This is a genomic window from Propioniciclava coleopterorum, from assembly GCF_011393335.1.
GTDB classification, from domain to species: Bacteria; Actinomycetota; Actinomycetes; order Propionibacteriales; family Propionibacteriaceae; genus Propioniciclava; species Propioniciclava coleopterorum.
In genome coordinates this window covers 2,723,469-2,738,759 of the sequence record NZ_CP049865.1, presented here as the reverse complement: position 1 = coordinate 2,738,759, position 15,291 = coordinate 2,723,469, and the positions used below count along the sequence as shown (strand labels likewise).

General features: G+C 73.5%; 17 protein-coding genes. 7 read left to right on the top strand and 10 right to left on the bottom strand.

Going from position 1 to position 15,291, the window contains the following annotated elements:
- Positions 1 to 19 precede the first annotated feature (19 nt).
- Positions 20 to 661, top strand: coding sequence for a TetR/AcrR family transcriptional regulator (locus G7070_RS13045; protein ID WP_166234095.1), 642 nt, complete (start codon positions 20 to 22; stop codon positions 659 to 661).
- Positions 662 to 665: 4 nt separating this feature from the next.
- A complete protein-coding gene (locus G7070_RS13040) occupies positions 666 to 2,648 on the top strand; it encodes an acyl-CoA dehydrogenase family protein (RefSeq protein ID WP_166234094.1) in 1,983 nt (660 codons plus the stop codon).
- 30 nt (positions 2,649 to 2,678) lie between these two features.
- Here the strand turns inward: G7070_RS13040 and G7070_RS13035 are convergent, their stop codons facing one another.
- Positions 2,679 to 3,197 (bottom strand): hypothetical protein, encoded by a 519-nt coding sequence (locus tag G7070_RS13035; protein ID WP_166234093.1) that lies wholly within the window; start codon positions 3,195 to 3,197, stop codon positions 2,679 to 2,681.
- Positions 3,198 to 3,217: 20 nt separating this feature from the next.
- Here G7070_RS13035 and G7070_RS13030 point away from each other — a divergent pair, with 20 nt between their 5' ends.
- The 5 genes from G7070_RS13030 to G7070_RS13010 all read left to right on the top strand — a co-directional run bounded on the left by G7070_RS13030 (position 3,218) and on the right by G7070_RS13010 (position 6,196).
- Entirely contained in the window at positions 3,218 to 3,499 is a 282-nt protein-coding gene (locus G7070_RS13030; protein WP_166234092.1) for a hypothetical protein, read from the top strand.
- Between the two features lie 100 nt (positions 3,500 to 3,599).
- Positions 3,600 to 5,012, top strand: coding sequence for a bifunctional ADP-dependent NAD(P)H-hydrate dehydratase/NAD(P)H-hydrate epimerase (locus tag G7070_RS13025; protein ID WP_166234091.1), 1,413 nt, complete (start codon positions 3,600 to 3,602; stop codon positions 5,010 to 5,012).
- A 10-nt stretch (positions 5,013 to 5,022) separates the two neighbouring features.
- Positions 5,023 to 5,463 carry a M20/M25/M40 family metallo-hydrolase gene (locus G7070_RS13020; protein WP_166234090.1) on the top strand — a complete coding sequence of 147 codons (441 nt, stop codon included), beginning with the start codon at positions 5,023 to 5,025 and terminating at the stop codon, positions 5,461 to 5,463.
- 11 nt (positions 5,464 to 5,474) lie between these two features.
- On the top strand, positions 5,475 to 5,897 hold the full coding sequence (locus tag G7070_RS13015) for a peptidase dimerization domain-containing protein (RefSeq protein WP_166234089.1): 423 nt from the start codon (positions 5,475 to 5,477) through the stop codon (positions 5,895 to 5,897).
- The gene (locus G7070_RS13010) at positions 5,894 to 6,196 is read left to right on the top strand and encodes a zinc-binding metallopeptidase family protein (RefSeq protein WP_166234088.1); all 303 of its coding nucleotides are present in this window, start codon (positions 5,894 to 5,896) and stop codon (positions 6,194 to 6,196) included. Before G7070_RS13015 ends, G7070_RS13010 begins: the two co-directional genes overlap by 4 nt.
- Positions 6,197 to 6,394: 198 nt before the next feature.
- On the opposite strand, the gene G7070_RS13005 is transcribed toward G7070_RS13010, so the two are convergent.
- The 9 genes from G7070_RS13005 to G7070_RS12965 all read right to left on the bottom strand — a co-directional run bounded on the left by G7070_RS13005 (position 6,395) and on the right by G7070_RS12965 (position 15,243).
- Positions 6,395 to 6,760 carry a cupin domain-containing protein gene (locus G7070_RS13005; protein ID WP_166234087.1) on the bottom strand — a complete coding sequence of 122 codons (366 nt, stop codon included), beginning with the start codon at positions 6,758 to 6,760 and terminating at the stop codon, positions 6,395 to 6,397.
- 150 nt (positions 6,761 to 6,910) lie between these two features.
- Positions 6,911 to 8,032 (bottom strand): sodium ion-translocating decarboxylase subunit beta, encoded by a 1,122-nt coding sequence (locus tag G7070_RS13000; RefSeq protein WP_166234086.1) that lies wholly within the window; start codon positions 8,030 to 8,032, stop codon positions 6,911 to 6,913.
- A gap of 1 nt (position 8,033) precedes the next feature.
- Positions 8,034 to 8,564: an acyl-CoA carboxylase biotin carboxyl carrier protein subunit gene (locus G7070_RS12995; RefSeq protein ID WP_166234085.1), complete on the bottom strand. Its 531-nt coding sequence runs from the start codon at positions 8,562 to 8,564 to the stop codon at positions 8,034 to 8,036.
- A gap of 5 nt (positions 8,565 to 8,569) precedes the next feature.
- On the bottom strand, positions 8,570 to 8,962 hold the full coding sequence (locus tag G7070_RS12990; protein WP_246227997.1) for an OadG family transporter subunit: 393 nt from the start codon (positions 8,960 to 8,962) through the stop codon (positions 8,570 to 8,572).
- A gap of 17 nt (positions 8,963 to 8,979) precedes the next feature.
- Positions 8,980 to 10,524 carry an acyl-CoA carboxylase subunit beta gene (locus G7070_RS12985; protein ID WP_166234083.1) on the bottom strand — a complete coding sequence of 515 codons (1,545 nt, stop codon included), beginning with the start codon at positions 10,522 to 10,524 and terminating at the stop codon, positions 8,980 to 8,982.
- A gap of 256 nt (positions 10,525 to 10,780) precedes the next feature.
- Complete coding sequence (locus G7070_RS12980; protein WP_166234082.1) at positions 10,781 to 11,272, bottom strand: DUF456 domain-containing protein; 492 nt, start codon at positions 11,270 to 11,272, stop codon at positions 10,781 to 10,783.
- A 9-nt stretch (positions 11,273 to 11,281) separates the two neighbouring features.
- The gene (locus tag G7070_RS12975; RefSeq protein WP_166234081.1) at positions 11,282 to 12,379 is read right to left on the bottom strand and encodes a DUF2330 domain-containing protein; all 1,098 of its coding nucleotides are present in this window, start codon (positions 12,377 to 12,379) and stop codon (positions 11,282 to 11,284) included.
- A 106-nt stretch (positions 12,380 to 12,485) separates the two neighbouring features.
- On the bottom strand, positions 12,486 to 13,436 hold the full coding sequence (locus tag G7070_RS12970) for a COX15/CtaA family protein (RefSeq protein WP_166234080.1): 951 nt from the start codon (positions 13,434 to 13,436) through the stop codon (positions 12,486 to 12,488).
- 205 nt (positions 13,437 to 13,641) lie between these two features.
- Entirely contained in the window at positions 13,642 to 15,243 is a 1,602-nt protein-coding gene (locus tag G7070_RS12965) for an ABC-F family ATP-binding cassette domain-containing protein (RefSeq protein ID WP_166234079.1), read from the bottom strand.
- Positions 15,244 to 15,291 lie beyond the last annotated feature (48 nt).

The window sequence follows — 15,291 nt, the reverse complement described above, 5'->3', positions numbered from 1 at the left end:
GTCGGATACCCTGCTGTGCATGACGACCTCGGTTGACGGCCGCACCACGCGGTGGGCCCGGCACAACGCCACGCGTCGCCGCGAGCTCGTCGAGGCGACGCTCAGGGCGATCCGCCGGCACGGCCACGCCGTCGGCATGGACGACATCGCCGCGGAGGCGGGCACGTCCAAGACCGTCTTCTACCGGCACTTCGGCGACCGCAGCGGCCTGTACGAGGCCGTGGTCGAGTCCGTGCACGCGTTCATCTGGGGCAGCCTGTCGGACGCCCTGGCGACCGACCGCCCGCCGCAGGAACTCGTCACCGGCCTCGCGGACGCGTACCTGCGCGTCGTCGAGGTGGACGGCGAGATCTACCGGTTCGTCACCAACCGGCCCGGGGGCAGCCCCGACCCGGTGCTCGGCATCACCAACCGCATCGGCGACCAGGTGTCCGCGGCGCTCGCGCGCTGGCTGGTCGCCCACGACCTGGATCCGTCCCCGGCCAACACCTGGGGGCACGGCGTCGTCGGCTTCACCTGGGCGGTGGCCGACCGCTGGATCCTCACCGACCTGCGCCGCCCGCGCGCCGACATCGTCGCCTTCATCGGCGACCTGTTCACGCCCGCGTTCGACGCCCAACCCGCCACGGCCCGACCCATGGAACCGACGAAGGAGTCCTGATCCCATGACCACCACGACCCACGACGCGCACACCGACACCCCCGCCGGACGGGCGCCCGCCCCGCGGCCGGCAGCCGGACGCGTCTCGCCCACCGGCGAGGCGCTGCGCCGCGCGCTGGACGGCCGCTACCACGACCTCAAGCAGCGCTGGCGCGACACCATCTCCGCCGCCGACGTCGTGCGCGACCCCACCTGGGACCTGGAGACCGCCCGGGAGTGGGCGCTGGCGCAGATGGTCTCGCTCGTGGAGCGCGGCCACCTCGTCGCGGGCTTCCCGGCCGCTCTGGGCGGGATCGGGAACCAGGCAGACTCCGTGGCGCAGTTCGAGATGCTCGCGCTGGGCGACCTGAGCCTCACGATCAAGTCCGGCGTGCAGCACGGGCTGTTCGGCGGCGCCATCAACAACCTGGGCACCCAGTGGCACCACGAGACGTACCTGCCCGGCACCATGGACTGCTCGATCACGGGCTGCTTCGCCATGACCGAGCTCGGCCACGGCTCCGACGTGCAGTCGCTGGAGACCACCATCACCTACCTGCCCGACACCGACGAGTTCGAGGTGGACTCCCCCACTCCGACGGCCCGCAAGGCCTACATCGGCAACGCGGCCAAGGACGGCAAGTGGGCGGCGGTCTTCGGCCAGCTCCTCGTCGCCGGCGAGAACCAGGGCGTGCACGTGGCGATGGTCCGGATCCGCGAGGAGGACCTCACCCCGGCGGCCGGCGTCACGATCGGCGACCAGGGCCACAAGGGCGGCCTGCTCGGCGTCGACAACGGCACCCTGGCCTTCGACCACGTCCGGATCCCGCGCCGCCAGCTGCTGAACCGCTACGGCGGCGTCAACGACGAGGGCGTCTACGAGTCGGCGATCGCCAGCAAGAACGCCCGCTTCTTCACGATGCTCGGCACGCTGGTCCGCGGCCGGATCTGCGTGGGCGGCGGGGCGGCGTCCGCGGCGCGCAAGGCGCTGTCGATCGCGACCCGGTACGCCACGAAGCGCACCCAGTTCCGCGCGCCGGGCCTCGGCGAGGAGATCCGCCTGCTGGACTACCAGACCCACCAGCGCAAGCTGCTGCCCAACATCGCCAAGGCCTACGCCTACGGCTTCGCCATGAACGAGCTGATGGACCAACTGCAGCGCGTCACGGACGCCGCGGGCTCCGACCCGAAGGCCTCCCGCGAGCTGGAGAGCCGCGCCGCCGCCATGAAGGCCGTGCTGACGCGCTGGGCCAACGACACCATCCAGGTGTGCCGCGAGGCGTGCGGCGGGGCGGGCTACATGAGCGAGAACGGCCTCACGATGCTGCGGCAGGACGCCGACGTGTTCGCCACGTTCGAGGGCGACAACACGGTGCTGCTGCAGCTCGTCGCCAAGTCGCTGCTGCAGGGCTACAAGCAGACCTGGGGCGACATGGACCTGCGCGGCACCGCGCAGGCCACGGCCCGCATGGTCGGCGAGACGGTCCTGGAGCGGACGACCGCCCGAGCCGTCATCGACCGGCTCGTCGCGAGCGCGGCGCGCCGCCCCGAGTCGGCGCAGCTCACCTCCCGCGGCTGGCACGTCCAGATGTTCGAGGACCGCGAGCGCCACACCCTGGAGGGGCTGGCCAAGCGGATGCGGGCGGCGGGCAAGGCGTCCACCGAGGACTCGTTCACGGCCATCAACGCCTGCCAGGAGCACATGCTGGCGGCGGCGCGCGCCCACACCGACCGGGTGGTGCTGGAGGCGTTCATCGCCGGCATCGAGGCCGTGGGCGACCCGTACGTGAAGTCGGTGCTGATCCAGGTGTGCGACCTGTACGCGCTGACGGTGCTGGAGGAGAACAAGGGCTGGCTGCTGGAGCACGAGCGCATCGACAGCACCCGCGCCAAGGCGATCAGCCAGCAGGTGCTCGACCTGTCGGCACGGCTCAGCCACCAGGCGATCCCGCTGGTGGAGGGCCTGGGCGCCAACGAGGAGTGGCTCAACAGCGCCATCCTGCGGTGAGCCGCGGGCCCCGGCGCCGCGGCGCCGGGGTCACAGCCCCTCGTTCACCATCTCCAGGGTGCGGGTGCGCTGCGCGGTCCAGCGCAGCGTCAACTCGCCCACGTTGACGGCCTCGTCGTCGCGCAGCACGGTGCGCACCTTCTGGCCGCCGGCCCGCGCGACCACCCTGACGGCCTCGACGCCGTCGCGGGACGTCGCGGGCCGCAGCGTGCCGGTGAGGCCGGCCCCGGGCCAGGCGCGCGCCAGGTCGACCGTCGGCGCGTCCAGCACGAACTCCCGCACCGTCGCGCCCTGGCGGGCGATCGCCAGCGAGCCGTGCAGCTTCGGACGCCGCCGCAGCAGCGCCACCACCACGCCGACCAGGGCCAGCACCGCCGCGAGCGCCCCCGCCGCGGCCGCGATGATCGGGGTGAGGTCGGGCCGCGCGATCGGCAACTCGGGCTTGACCGGCGTGAGCGTCACGCCGGCGGCCTCGAACCGCGGGGCCAGCGGGACGCCCATCGCGGCGGCGGCCTCGCGCCACGGGCTGTCGACGGCCCCGCGCACCACCAGCGAGCCGCCTGGCCGCCGTGGTGCTGTTCGTCGGGTTCTACGTGGCCGCCCTGCTGGCCCGCGGCATGCTCGGCTTCGGCGACGTGAAGCTCGCGCTCCTGCTCGGCGCCGTGCTCGGCTGGTTCGGCTGGGACGCCGTCGGCGTGGGGCTCGTCGCCGGGGTGGTGCTGCACGGGCTGGTCGCGGTCGGCGTCCTGGTGCGGACCCGCGACCCGAAGGCCGACGTCCCGATGGGGCCGGCGCTGATCGTGGGCGCCGCGCTGGGCGTGGCGGCCGCCACCCTCGGCGTCCCCTGGTGAGCACAGCGGCGGGCGGGGCCTCCGCCATCCTCGGCGTCCCCTGGTGAGCGCCGCGCCGGACGGGGCCGCCCGCGGCGTCCGCCCGTCGTAGGGTGCGGCCATGGAGCCGATCGCCACCGCCGCCGGGATCCGCGCGGCCGAGCAGTCCTGGTTCGACGCCCACCCACGCGGCGACCTGATGGGGCGCGCCGCGGCCGCCGTCGCCCGCGCCGCCGCCGCGCAACTCGCCGGGCGCGAGTCGTGGGGCGTCCTGGTGGTCGCGGGTCCCGGCAACAACGCGGGCGACGCGCTGTTCGCCGCCGCGGAACTGTCGGACCTGCTGGGCCGCCGCGTCCCGCTGTGGGTCTGGCCCGTCGCCGACCGCACCCACGAGGACGGCCTCGCGGCCGCGCTCGGCGAGGGCGCCGTCGTGATCGACGCGGCGGCGGCGCTGCTGTACGCCACCGGGGTGGGCGTCGTCCTCGACGGGCTGTCGGGGCTCGGCGGCCGCCCCGGCCTGCCGGACGCCGCCCTGGCGGTCGCGCGGGCCGCGGCGGAGGCGTCCGTGCCGGTCGTGAGCGTCGACCTGCCCAGCGGCCTGGTCGCCGACTCGGCGCGGGCCCATCCCAGCTTCGTCGCCGACGTGACGGTGACGTTCATCGCGCGCAAGCTCGCCCAGGTGGCCCAACCCGCGGCGTCCGCGTGCGGGCGGGTCGACCTCGTCGACATCGGCGTCGAGCCGCCCGCCACCGACACCTGGCTGGTCACCGCCGACGACCTGCGCGCCTGGTACCCCTGGCCCGGCCCGCTCAGCGACAAGTACTCCCGCGGCGTGGTCGGGATCGACACAGGCTCAGCGGGCTACCCCGGCGCCGCGCTGCTCGGGGTGGGCGGCGCGCTGCACGCCGGCGCCGGCATGGTGCGCTACGTCGGCCCGGCGCGCGACGCCGTGCTGGCCGCCTTCCCCAGCGTCGTCGCCCCGCTCGAGGGGGCCGACCCCGGCCGCGTCCAGGCGTGGGTGTGCGGCTCCGGCTGGCCGGACGCCGACCCCGACCGGCTGGCCCGCCGCCTCGCCGACGGCGTCCCGACGGTGCTGGACGCCGGGGCGCTCGCCGCCCTGCCGGCCGCGCTGCCCGACGGCAGCCTGCTGACCCCGCACGCCGGCGAGCTGGCGCGGCTGCTCGGCGTCCCGCGGGCCGACGTGGAGGCCGAGCCGATCGAGCACGCCCGGGACGCCGCCGCGCGCACCGGGGCGCACGTCCTGCTCAAGGGGGCCACCCAGTACAGCGTCGCCCCCGACGGCGGCGTCCTGATCGCCGAGCCCGGCCCGGCGTGGACCGCGACTGCCGGGTCCGGCGACACCCTCGCCGGGATCGCCGGCACGCTGCTCGCCGCCGGGCTCGACCCGTGGCGGGCCGGCGCGCTGGCCGCCTCGCTGCAGGCCCGCGCCGCCCACGCGCTGCCCGGCCCCCGCACGCCCGAGGAGGTCGCCACGCGCGGCCTGCCGGACGCCATCGTCGCGCTGCAGCACTAGGCTCGTCCGGGTGAACGACGATCTCCTCGCCCGACTCGTCTCCGGCATCGACGCCGTCCTGCCCGAGGCCGCCTCGCTGCGCCGCGCGCTGCACGCCGACCCGCACCTGGGCGGCGACGAGGCCGACACCCGGGACGCCTTCACCACCGCCGCCCCCTGGCTGGAGTGGCTGCCGCTGGCCGACACCGGCGCGTTCGGACGCCTCGGCCCCGCCGGGCCCGCGGTCGGGCTGCGCGCCGAACTGGACGCCCTGCCCATCACCGAGGCCACCGGGGTCGAGTGGGCCTCGCAGCGCCGCGGCATCATGCACGCGTGCGGGCACGACGTCCACATGGCCGCGCTGTGGGCGGTGCTCGCCGCCATCCAGGACGCCGACCCCGGCCTGCCGGTCGGCCTGGTCCCGATCCTGCAGCCCCGCGAGGAGAGCAACCCGCCCGGGGCCGGGACGTGATCGCGTCCGGGATGCTCGACGACGAGGACGTGCAGGCGATGGTCGGCGTCCACGTGCAGCCGGCGGTCGAGCGCGGCGTGGTGTCCACGGGCGAGGGCCCGGTGAACGCGGCGTTCGACACCTTCGAGATCACGATCACCGGACGCGGCGGCCACGGCGCCTACCCGCACACCGCCATCGACCCCATCACCGTGCTGGCCACGATCGTGGCCGCGCTGCCCGAGGCGGCGGCTCGGGTGATCAACCCGATCCACCCCAGCGTCGTCACGGTCGGGACCATCCGGGGCGGCACCGCCGAGAACATCATCGCCGAGAGCGCGCACTGCACCGGCACGATGCGGACCTTCCACGACGCCGACCGCGCCGTCCTGCAGGGCGCGCTCACCCGGCTCGCCGAGGGCCAGGCGCTCGCGCGCGGGCCGCCGCGTCGGTGACCTTCACCCGGGGCGGCCCCGCCCTGGTCAACAGCCCGCTGCTGGTCCCCCGTGCGGACGCCGCCCTGACCCGCCTCGGCGTCCGGGTCGCCGAGACCCCGTTCCGCTCGTGCGGCTCGGACGACTTCTCCGAGTACGGCGAGTCGGTGCCCTCGCTGATGAGCTTCGTCGGGACCGGCCCCGTCGAGGGCGTCGGCCTGCACCACGCGCGCTTCCTGCCCGGCCGCGAGGCGCTGCGGCTGTGCGCCGTCACCTACGCCGCGAGCTACGTCGCGGCCGCCGACCTGCTCACGTCCTGACGCGTCCGGCACCGGCGGCGGGCCCGTCGCCGCAACTCGTGGGCGCGACGGTGACGGTGGGCGTCCTGGTGCTGGCCGTGGTCGTACCGCTGCTGCTGCGCTGGGTCTAGGAAGGCGCAGGCCGCCACCACGAAGCTCTGGGTCGGCGCGTGCGCCTGCCCGACGTCGCCGTCGGCGGGCTCGGCGCCCGCCGGGCGCTCAGTCCAGTTCGCGGAGCGGGGAGGTCCGCTCGCCGCCGGCGTCCCCGGTGTTGAGGGTCCCCTGCGGCTCGATCAGCAGGGCCTCGACCTCGGCGTCCGCGCGCGGGCAGTGCTCGACGCCCCGCGGCACCACGTACACGTCGCCGGGGCCGAGCAGCACGTCGCCGTCGCGGAGCTGGATCGTCAGCTCGCCGCGGATCACGTGGAAGAGCTCGTCGGTGTCGGGGTGGCTGTGCCACACGAACTCGCCGTGCAGCTTGACCACTTTCACGTCGTAGTCGTTGACGCTGACCAGCCGGTGCGGCTGCCAGGGCTGCTGCACGCCCGCCAGGGCCTGGGTCACGTTGCGGACGCCGTCGCTCATGGCGTCAGCCAATCACACCCGGCCCCCACGAGCCACGGCGTCCCGCCGCAGCCACCGCCGCGTCCCAGCCCCGCGGCACCGCGGCGTCCGGCAGCACGCGCGACGACGGCCCGCCCCCACGGAGGGGACGGGCCGTCGCGCGTGCGAGCGTCAGGCGGCGCCCATCAGGGCCAGCAGGACGCCGCCGGCGACCACCGAGGCCACCTGACCGGCCGCGTTCGCGCCCATCGCGTGCATCAGGATGAAGTTGTCGAAGTTCTCCCGCTGCGCCTCGCGCTGCACGACGCGGGCCGCCATCGGGAAGGCCGAGATGCCGGCCGCGCCGATGAGCGGGTTGAACTTGCCGCCCGAGAACAGGTTCATCAGCTTGCCGAACAGCACGCCCATCACGGTGTCGAGGCAGAACGCCACGAGGCCGAGCACCAGGATCAGCATGGTCGAGACGTTGATGAAGCTCGCGCCCACCATCGTCGAGCCGATCGCCAGGCCCAGGAACAGGGTGACGATGTTGGCCAGTTCGTTGGACGCCGCCCCGGTCAGGCGCTCGACGACCTTCGACTCGCGCATCAGGTTGCCCAGCATCAGCATGCCGATCAGCGGCGTCGCGAACGGCACCAGGGTGCCCACCACGATGGTGACGATGATCGGGAACAGGATGCGGGTGCGCTGGCTGATCTCGCGGCTGGTGTAGGGCATCTTGATCGCCCGCTCCTTGGCCGTCGTCAGCGCCCGCATGATCGGGGGCATGATGATCGGCACCAGGCTCATGTAGGAGTAGGCCGCCACGGTGATGGGGGCGACGAGCTCGGGTGCGAGCTTGTTCGACACGTAGATCGACGTCGGCCCGTCGATGGCGCCGATGATGCCGATGGACGCCGCCTGGTTGTGGTTGAACCCCAGGAACAGCGCCAGCAGCAGCGTCAGGAAGATGCCGAACTGGCCGGCGCCGCCCAGCAGCACCATCTTCGGGTTCTCCAGCAGCGGCCCGAAGTCGGTCATGGCGCCGATGCCGACGAAGATGAGCAGCGGGAACAGCTCGTTCCCGACGCCCATGTTGTAGAGGACGGTCAGCGCGCCGTGCTCGCCGACCATCGGGGACAGAGGCAGGTTCGCCAGGACGGCGCCCGCGCCGATCGGCAGCAGCAGAAGGGGTTCGTACTCCTTCTTGACCGCGAGCCAGATCAGCAGCAGGCCCACCGCGATCATCACCAGGCTCTGCCAGGTGACGTTCTGGACCCCCTGCAGCAGGTAGTGGAGGGTTTCGGGACTCATGTCAGGCCTCGAACCTCACCAGCGTCTCGCCGAACTTCACCTGCGCGCCCTCGGCGACGTAGATCTCGGCGATCACCCCGTCCTTGGGGGCCTTGAGCTCGTTCTTCATCTTCATGGCCTCCAGGACCATGACGGTGTCGCCCCGCTTGACCTGGGCGCCGACGCCCTGGTCGATGGTGAGGATGACGCCCGGCATGGGGGCGGTCATCTTGTCGCGGCCTCCCCCACCGGACGCCGGGGCGGCGGCCCGCGGCGCGGCTGGGGCGGGTGCCCCCGCGGAGGCGGCGGGCGCCGGCGCGGACGGGGCCGCGGCGGCCGGGTCCGGCGACGGCGCGACGACGCCGTGGGTGGCGGACGCGCGGCGGGACTGGATCGCCGGCGTGATCGGCGCCTCCCAGGCCAGGTCGCGGTGGTCCTCGAGGCGGACGTCCACGAGGCGTCCGTCCAACTGGACGCGGAACGTGTCGGCCCCCAGCGCCTCGACGTCGACCACCTTGGTGGTGTCGTTGACGGTGATGGTGTAGCGGCGCATCGCCTTTACCTCCGGGTGAAGGGGTTGTTCTGGAGCCCTCGGCCGACCGACAGCCACCGGCTCGCGAAGAGCTGGCTGCCCGGCGCGTGGGCGCGGGTTTCAGGGGCGGCCTTGCGGCGCCTCGTCTCGGCGTGGGTGATGACGGCGACGGTGATCGCGGCCACCTGGTCCTCGTCCAGGCCGTCGGCGATGATCCGGACCGCGGGCGCCGCGGGCGCCTCATCCAGCTCGGCGAGCGCCGCGACGGCCTCGAGCGGCACCGGCTCGGGCTCCTCGACCACCGGGGTGCGGTCGAGGCGTCCGATCAGCGTCAGGACCAGCGTCAGCAGCAGCAGCAGGGCGAACACGACGCCCATGCCGACCACCATCATCATCAACCCCCACAGGAGGTCGTCCATCGTCACGGTGCTCGCCCCTACACCGGGAAGAGGCCGTGCTTCTTGGGGATGGTCTGCGTCACCTTGGTGCGCAGCACCTCCAGAGCACGGATCAGGCGGGCGCGGGTCTCGCGGGGCTCGATGACCTCGTCGATCTGGCCCACGTCGGCGGCCTGGTAGGGGTTGAAGAACTTCTCCTTGTACTCGGCGATGAACCGGGCCTCCTCGGCGGCGGGGTCCTCGGCGGCCTCGATGGCGCGCCGGTTCAGCAGCCGGGCCGCCCCCTCGGCGCCCATGACCGCGATCTGCGCGCTGGGCCAGGCGAAGGCGACGTCGTTGTTCATCTGCTTGGAGCTCATGGCGACGTACGAGCCGCCCATCGCCTTGCGCGTCACCAGGGAGATCTGCGGGACCGTGGCCTGGCAGTACGCGTAGATGATCTTCGCGCCGTGCCGGATCACGCCGTTGTACTCCTGCTCGACGCCGGGCAGGTAGCCCGGGCAGTCCACGAACGTGATGAGCGGGATGTTGTACTGGTCGCACAGCGTGATGTGCCGGGCGATCTTGTCCGAGGCGTTGATGTCGAGGCAGCCCGACATCACCAGCGGCTGGTTCGCGATGAAGCCCACGCTGTTGCCGTCGAGACGGGCGAACCCGACCAGCGCGTTCTGCGCCCACTCCTTGTGGAGCTCGAAGACCGAGTCGTGGTCGAACACCATGTCGAGCACGTCGCGCATGTCGTAGGCCAGCCGGTCGTCGTCGGGGACGATCGTGTTCAGCGACTCGTCCATCCGGTCGGCCGGGTCGTAGGGCTCGAGCTGCGGCGGGTCCTCGGTGTTGTTCTGCGGCAGGTAGCTCAGCAGCGACTTGGTCAGCGACAGCGCCTCCTGCTCGCTGGCGGCCATCACCTGCGCCACGCCGGACGTCGCGTTGTGCACCAGCGCACCGCCCAGTTCCTCGGCCGAGACGTCCTCGCCGGTGACCGTCTTGATGATGTCGGGGCCGGTCAGGAACATGTTCGAGGTGTCGTTGACCATGATCGTCACGTCGGTCAGCGCCGGGCTGTAGACCGCGCCGCCGGCGCACGGGCCGAGGATGAGCGAGATCTGCGGGATCACGCCCGAGGCCCGCACGTTGCGGACGAACACCTCGCCGTACGCGGCCAGCGAGCGGACGCCCTCCTGGACGCGCGCGCCGCCGGAGTCGTTGAGGCCGATCAGCGGGATGCCCGCCTGGATCGCCAGGTCCTGGATGCGGGAGATCTTGTTGGACTGCACCTCGGAGAAGGAGCCGCCGAGCACCGTGAAGTCCTGGGCGAACACCGCGACGCGGCGGCCCTGGATCTTGCCGAACCCGGTGATGATGCCGTCGCCGGGGTAGCGGTGCTCGTCCATCCCGAAGTCGGTGTTGTGGTGGGTCGCCAGGGCGCCCAACTCCTGGAAGGACGCCTCGTCGAGCAGGATGGACAGCCGCTCGCGGGCGGTCAGCTTGCCCTTCGCATGCTGCGCGTCGATGCGCTTGGCGCCACCACCCTCCAGAGCCTTCTGTCTCTTCTCACGCAGCGTTGCCAAATGGTCACTCATCGGTTCAGCCTCGTCCGTTGTGAATGGGTTCACCCGGTTCATTCCGGGGATCTACTACACAACGTAGCGGGGGTGTTCGGCCCCCGCGCCGAATGCAACAACCTCGTTCCTGGTTGCTGTCGGGGCGACTAGAACGGCGTCCCGGAGCGGCCCGCAACGCCGCGATGCGCCCACGCGGAATGGGGTGATGCGCAGCCCGGAGCGGGGTGGGCCCGCGCGTCGGCGCGGGCGGTTCGTCACACGGGGGCGGCGCCGCTCAGAAGACGGTGGTGAGGATGCTGGCGAGCAGCACGCCGCCGGCCGTCAGGGCGCAGCCGAGTTCGACCGCCATGCCCAGGCCGACCGACTTCAGGGCGGCCCAGCTCGTCGAGGTCGCCTCCTTCGGGTCCCGCACCCGGGCGTATTCGGCGAGCCACAGCCCCAGGGCGAAGCCCAGCGGCAGCCCCAGGAACGGGATGACGAACAGGCCGATGACGCCGCAGACGAGGCCGATGACGACCGAGCGGCTGGGGATCGAGCGCTCCTTGAGCCGTCGGCCGGTCAGCACGTACTGGGAGGCGAACCCCACCGCCAGCAGCACGATCCCGACGCCGAAGGCGACCCAGCCCCACGACGAGCCGCCCCAGATCGCCCAGACGAGCAGCGAAACCGCGACGGTGATGGAGCCGGGAAGGACGGGGACGACGACCCCGCAGATCCCGACGATGGCCAGGATGATGCACAGGGCGGCGATGAAGGCTTCGGGCACGTCCCCAGGTTACTGGCGCCCCGCGTCCCGGACGCCGGGGATGTCCCCGGCCTCCGCCTGGTTCCGGCGCCGCGCCGCGACGGCCATCGCGGCACCGGCGGCCGCGAGGACGCCGAGCGCGACCAGAACCGGACCCGCGGGCAGGCCGAGCAGCGTCACCGCCTGCGTGACCCGGTACTCCGGCCGGAACACGGCGTCCTGGTCGGCGTTGGCGAACGCGAAGTCGGCGGTGATCTGGGCGACCGGGTCGCGGAACGTCTGGTCGTGCGCGGTCAGGAAGCCGGCCTCGGCGAACCGGGCGAGCTGCGGGTCGGCGAAGTCGGACGGGGCGACCGGAGCGGCGAAGTGCAGCACCGCGGTGTGGGCCTGGGCGTCGGTGCGGTCCACGCGGTGCGCGCCGAACACGTAGGTGCGGACGTGCTGGGCGGTGGACGCCGCCGCCGAGAGCCGCATCGGGTAGACCAGCTCGTCGGCGTCGAACGTGAGCACCAGGGGCTGCATCTCGCCCGAAACGGTGGCCGCCGCCTCCGGCCGCAGCCGGACCGCCGCGTACGACCAGCCCTCGGCGACGTAGGGCCGCACCGCGGCCGCCAGCCCGTCCCGCATGACGTACCCGTGCGCCGCCAGCCAGCCCGCGAGCGCGTCCGCGTCGGACGCCGCCAGGGTGGTGACCTCGAGTTCGCCCAACTGCACCTGCGTCAGCACGGTGACGGGCGCGCCGGTGGCCTGCGGGGCGGCGCCCGCGGACGTCCCGTCGCCGCCGGTGCCCCACCAGTCGTACTCGACGCGCGGCGTCGGGGCGGTGACCCCGGCCAACTCGACGAAGACGCCGGCGCCGCCGCGGGCGACCTCGGCGGGCGCCGGGGTCGGGATCAGCAGCGCGACGTCGTCGGCCTCGGTGACGGCCCCCATCGACAGCACGATCGTCTCGCGCCCGTCGACCAGGGCGAGGGCGGCCGACTCGGACTGCACCGCCACCGACGCCCCGGGCGGCCCCACGTAGCCCCCGCACGCGCACGCGTGCGCCGGAGCGGCACCGACCAGCACCCCCGCGACGAGGGCGGCCAGGGCGAGCAGGGCGGCAGCACGACCACGGAAGCGAGCCATGGTGCCACGGTAGGGCGCGGCGGCCGCCCCGCGGGAGGGGGCGATGCGCAACGGTGACCCGCCGACGACCGATCGTGACCGCACCGTTGCCGGACCGACCGCGCGGTCAGCCCGCCTGCGCGACCAGCCGTGCGAGTGCGTGGTCGTCGGCGCCGTCGTCGGCCGCGGGGAGCGCCGCCCCCAGCACCCAGGCCAGGGCGCCCATGATCGCGACCGCGGCGACGGAGTAGAGCACCGCGATGGTGGCGTCGATGCCGTTGGTCTGGGTCGGCGCCAGGCCGGCGGTGGTGATGAGCGCGCCCAGCGCGAGCTCCACGGCCAGGCAGCCCGCCGCCACGAACGCGGGCACCCGGACGGCGGGCCGCCGCGCGGCGAGCGCGGTCACGGCGGCGATGAGGACGATGGCCGACAGCGCCATCCCGATCCGCAGCACCTGCAGCGCGGGCAGCCGGTCGATGTCGTGGATCTGCCACAGCGGCCAGCTCAGGCAGCGGGTGTAGGACTGGACGCCGCCCGCGGTCGTGCCCGCGACCACGCTGCCCAGCAGGTGCATGGCGCCGAGCAGGACCAGCGTGCCTGCGGCGAGCCGGGCCAGGAACGGCTCGGAGGAGGCGCGGCGCTCGGCGCGGAGCGCGCGGTCGGTGACGATCGCGAGCACCATCGCGACCAGAGCGAAGCCCAGGTCCAGCAGCCCCAGGGCGAACGGCAGCGTGAACAGGATGATCATCATCCCGAACACCGCCGACCCGACGGCGCAGCCGAGCGCCACCCAGGGCAGGACGCGCACCCGCGCGTCCGCGCTGCGGCGTCCGAGCCGGCCCGAGACGCCCAGCAGCACCAGCCCGGCGAAGCTGATCGCCCGGTGCACGAACTCGATGATCGGGTTCTCCAGCCACCCCGCCTGCAGCGCCGGGCCGACCTGGTCGGCGTAGCAGACCGGCCACGCGGGGCACGCCGAACTGGAGTCGGTCGCGCACACGACGCCGCCGAGCGTGACGGTCACGAAGATCAGGATGGCGGCCCACCGCGAGACGCGGCGATGGGTGGTCGTGGGCACGGGTCGGTACCTCCGGGAGAAACGGGACGCGACGGGATCGTCGCCTGGGATCCGCCGTTCATCCCATCACCTCCGGCGCGGGGGCGGGACCGATTCGGCAGATCCGCGCGGCGGCGTCCGGGCGACCCGGCGTCGTGCGCGCAGCACGCCCCCTTACCTTCGCGTCGTGTGCGAGGCGCGCCCCCGTCCGACGGGCGTCCGGGGGTCAGGCCAGGGAGATCAGCTCGGTGTACTCCGGGCTCCACAGGTCCTCGTCGCCGTCGGGCAGGAGCAGGACGCGGTCGGGCTGCAGCGCCTCGACGGCGCCCTCGTCGTGGGTGACGAGGACGACGGCGCCGGCGTAGGTGCGGATGGCATCCAGCACCTCGGCGCGCGAGGCGGGGTCGAGGTTGTTGGTGGGCTCGTCGAGCAGCAGGACGTTGGCGGAGCTCACGACGAGCATCGCCAGCGCGAGCCGGGTCTTCTCGCCGCCCGAGAGCACGCGGGCGGGCTTGTCGACGTCGTCGCCGGTGAACAGGAACGAGCCGAGAATCTTGCGCACCTGGGTGTCGTCGAGGTTCGGCGACGCCGAGACCATGTTGTCCAGGACGCTGCGGCCCACGTCGATCGTCTCGTGCTCCTGGGCGTAGTAGCCCAGCTTGAGGCCGTGGCCCGGGACGACCTCGCCGGTGTCGGGCTCCTCCAGGCCGGCCAGGATGCGCAGCAGCGTCGTCTTGCCGGCGCCGTTGAGCCCCAGCACGACCACGTTGGCGCCGCGGTCGATCGCCAGGTCGACGCCGGTGAACACCTCGAGGCTGCCGTAGCTCTTCGACAGGCTCTCGGCGGTCAGCGGCACCCGGCCGCACGAGGCGGGCTCGGGGAACCGGATCTTCGCGACCCGGTCCTGGGCGCGCTCCCCCTCGGTGGCGGCGAGCAGCTTCTCGGCGCGCCGGGCCATGTTCTGCGCGGCCACGGCCTTGGTCGCCTTGGCGCCCATCTTCGCGGCCTGCTCCAGCAGCCGGGACGCCTTCTTCTCGGCGTTGGCGCGCTCGCGGCGGCGGCGCTTCTCGTCGGTCTCGCGCTGGACCAGGTACTTCTTCCAGTCGAGGTTGTACTGGTCCATCTCGGCGCGGTTGGCGTCCAGGTGGTAGACCTTCGTGACCACGGCGTCCAGCAGGCCGGTGTCGTGGCTGATGACGAGGATGCCGCCCGGGTAGCCGGCCAGGAAGCCGCGCAGCCACACGACCGAGTCGGCGTCGAGGTGGTTGGTGGGCTCGTCCAGCAGCAGCGTGTCGGCGCCCGAGAACAGGATGCGGGCCAGCTCGACGCGGCGGCGCTGGCCGCCCGACAGGGTGCGGATCGGCTGGGTGAGGACGCGGTCGGGCAGCCCCAGGTTGGCGGCGATCCGCGCCGCCTCGGACTCGGCGCCGTAGCCGCCCGCAGCGGTCAGCTCGGCCTCGGCGCGGGCGTAGCGGCGCATGGCGTCGTCGCGGGCCTCGTCGGTGACGGCGTCCGCGATGGCGTGCGACGTCGTCGCGAGCCGCTTCAGGATGCCGTCCAGGCCGCGCGCCGACAGGATGCGGTCGCGGGCGAGCTGGTCGGGGTCGCCGGTGCGCGGGTCCTGCGGCAGGTAGCCGACCAGGCCCGAGTTGGTGACCAGTCCGGACGCCGGCTGTCCCTCGCCGGCCAGGATCTTGGTCAGGGTCGTCTTGCCGGCGCCGTTGCGGCCCACGAGGCCGATGCGGTCACCGGTGGCGATCTGGAAGCTGGTGGGCTCCAGGAGGGTGCGGGCGCCGACGGCCACGGACACATCGCGCGCAACAATCACGAGGATCCACTCTACCGTCCCGCCGTCCCCAACCCGAACCGGGGTGAT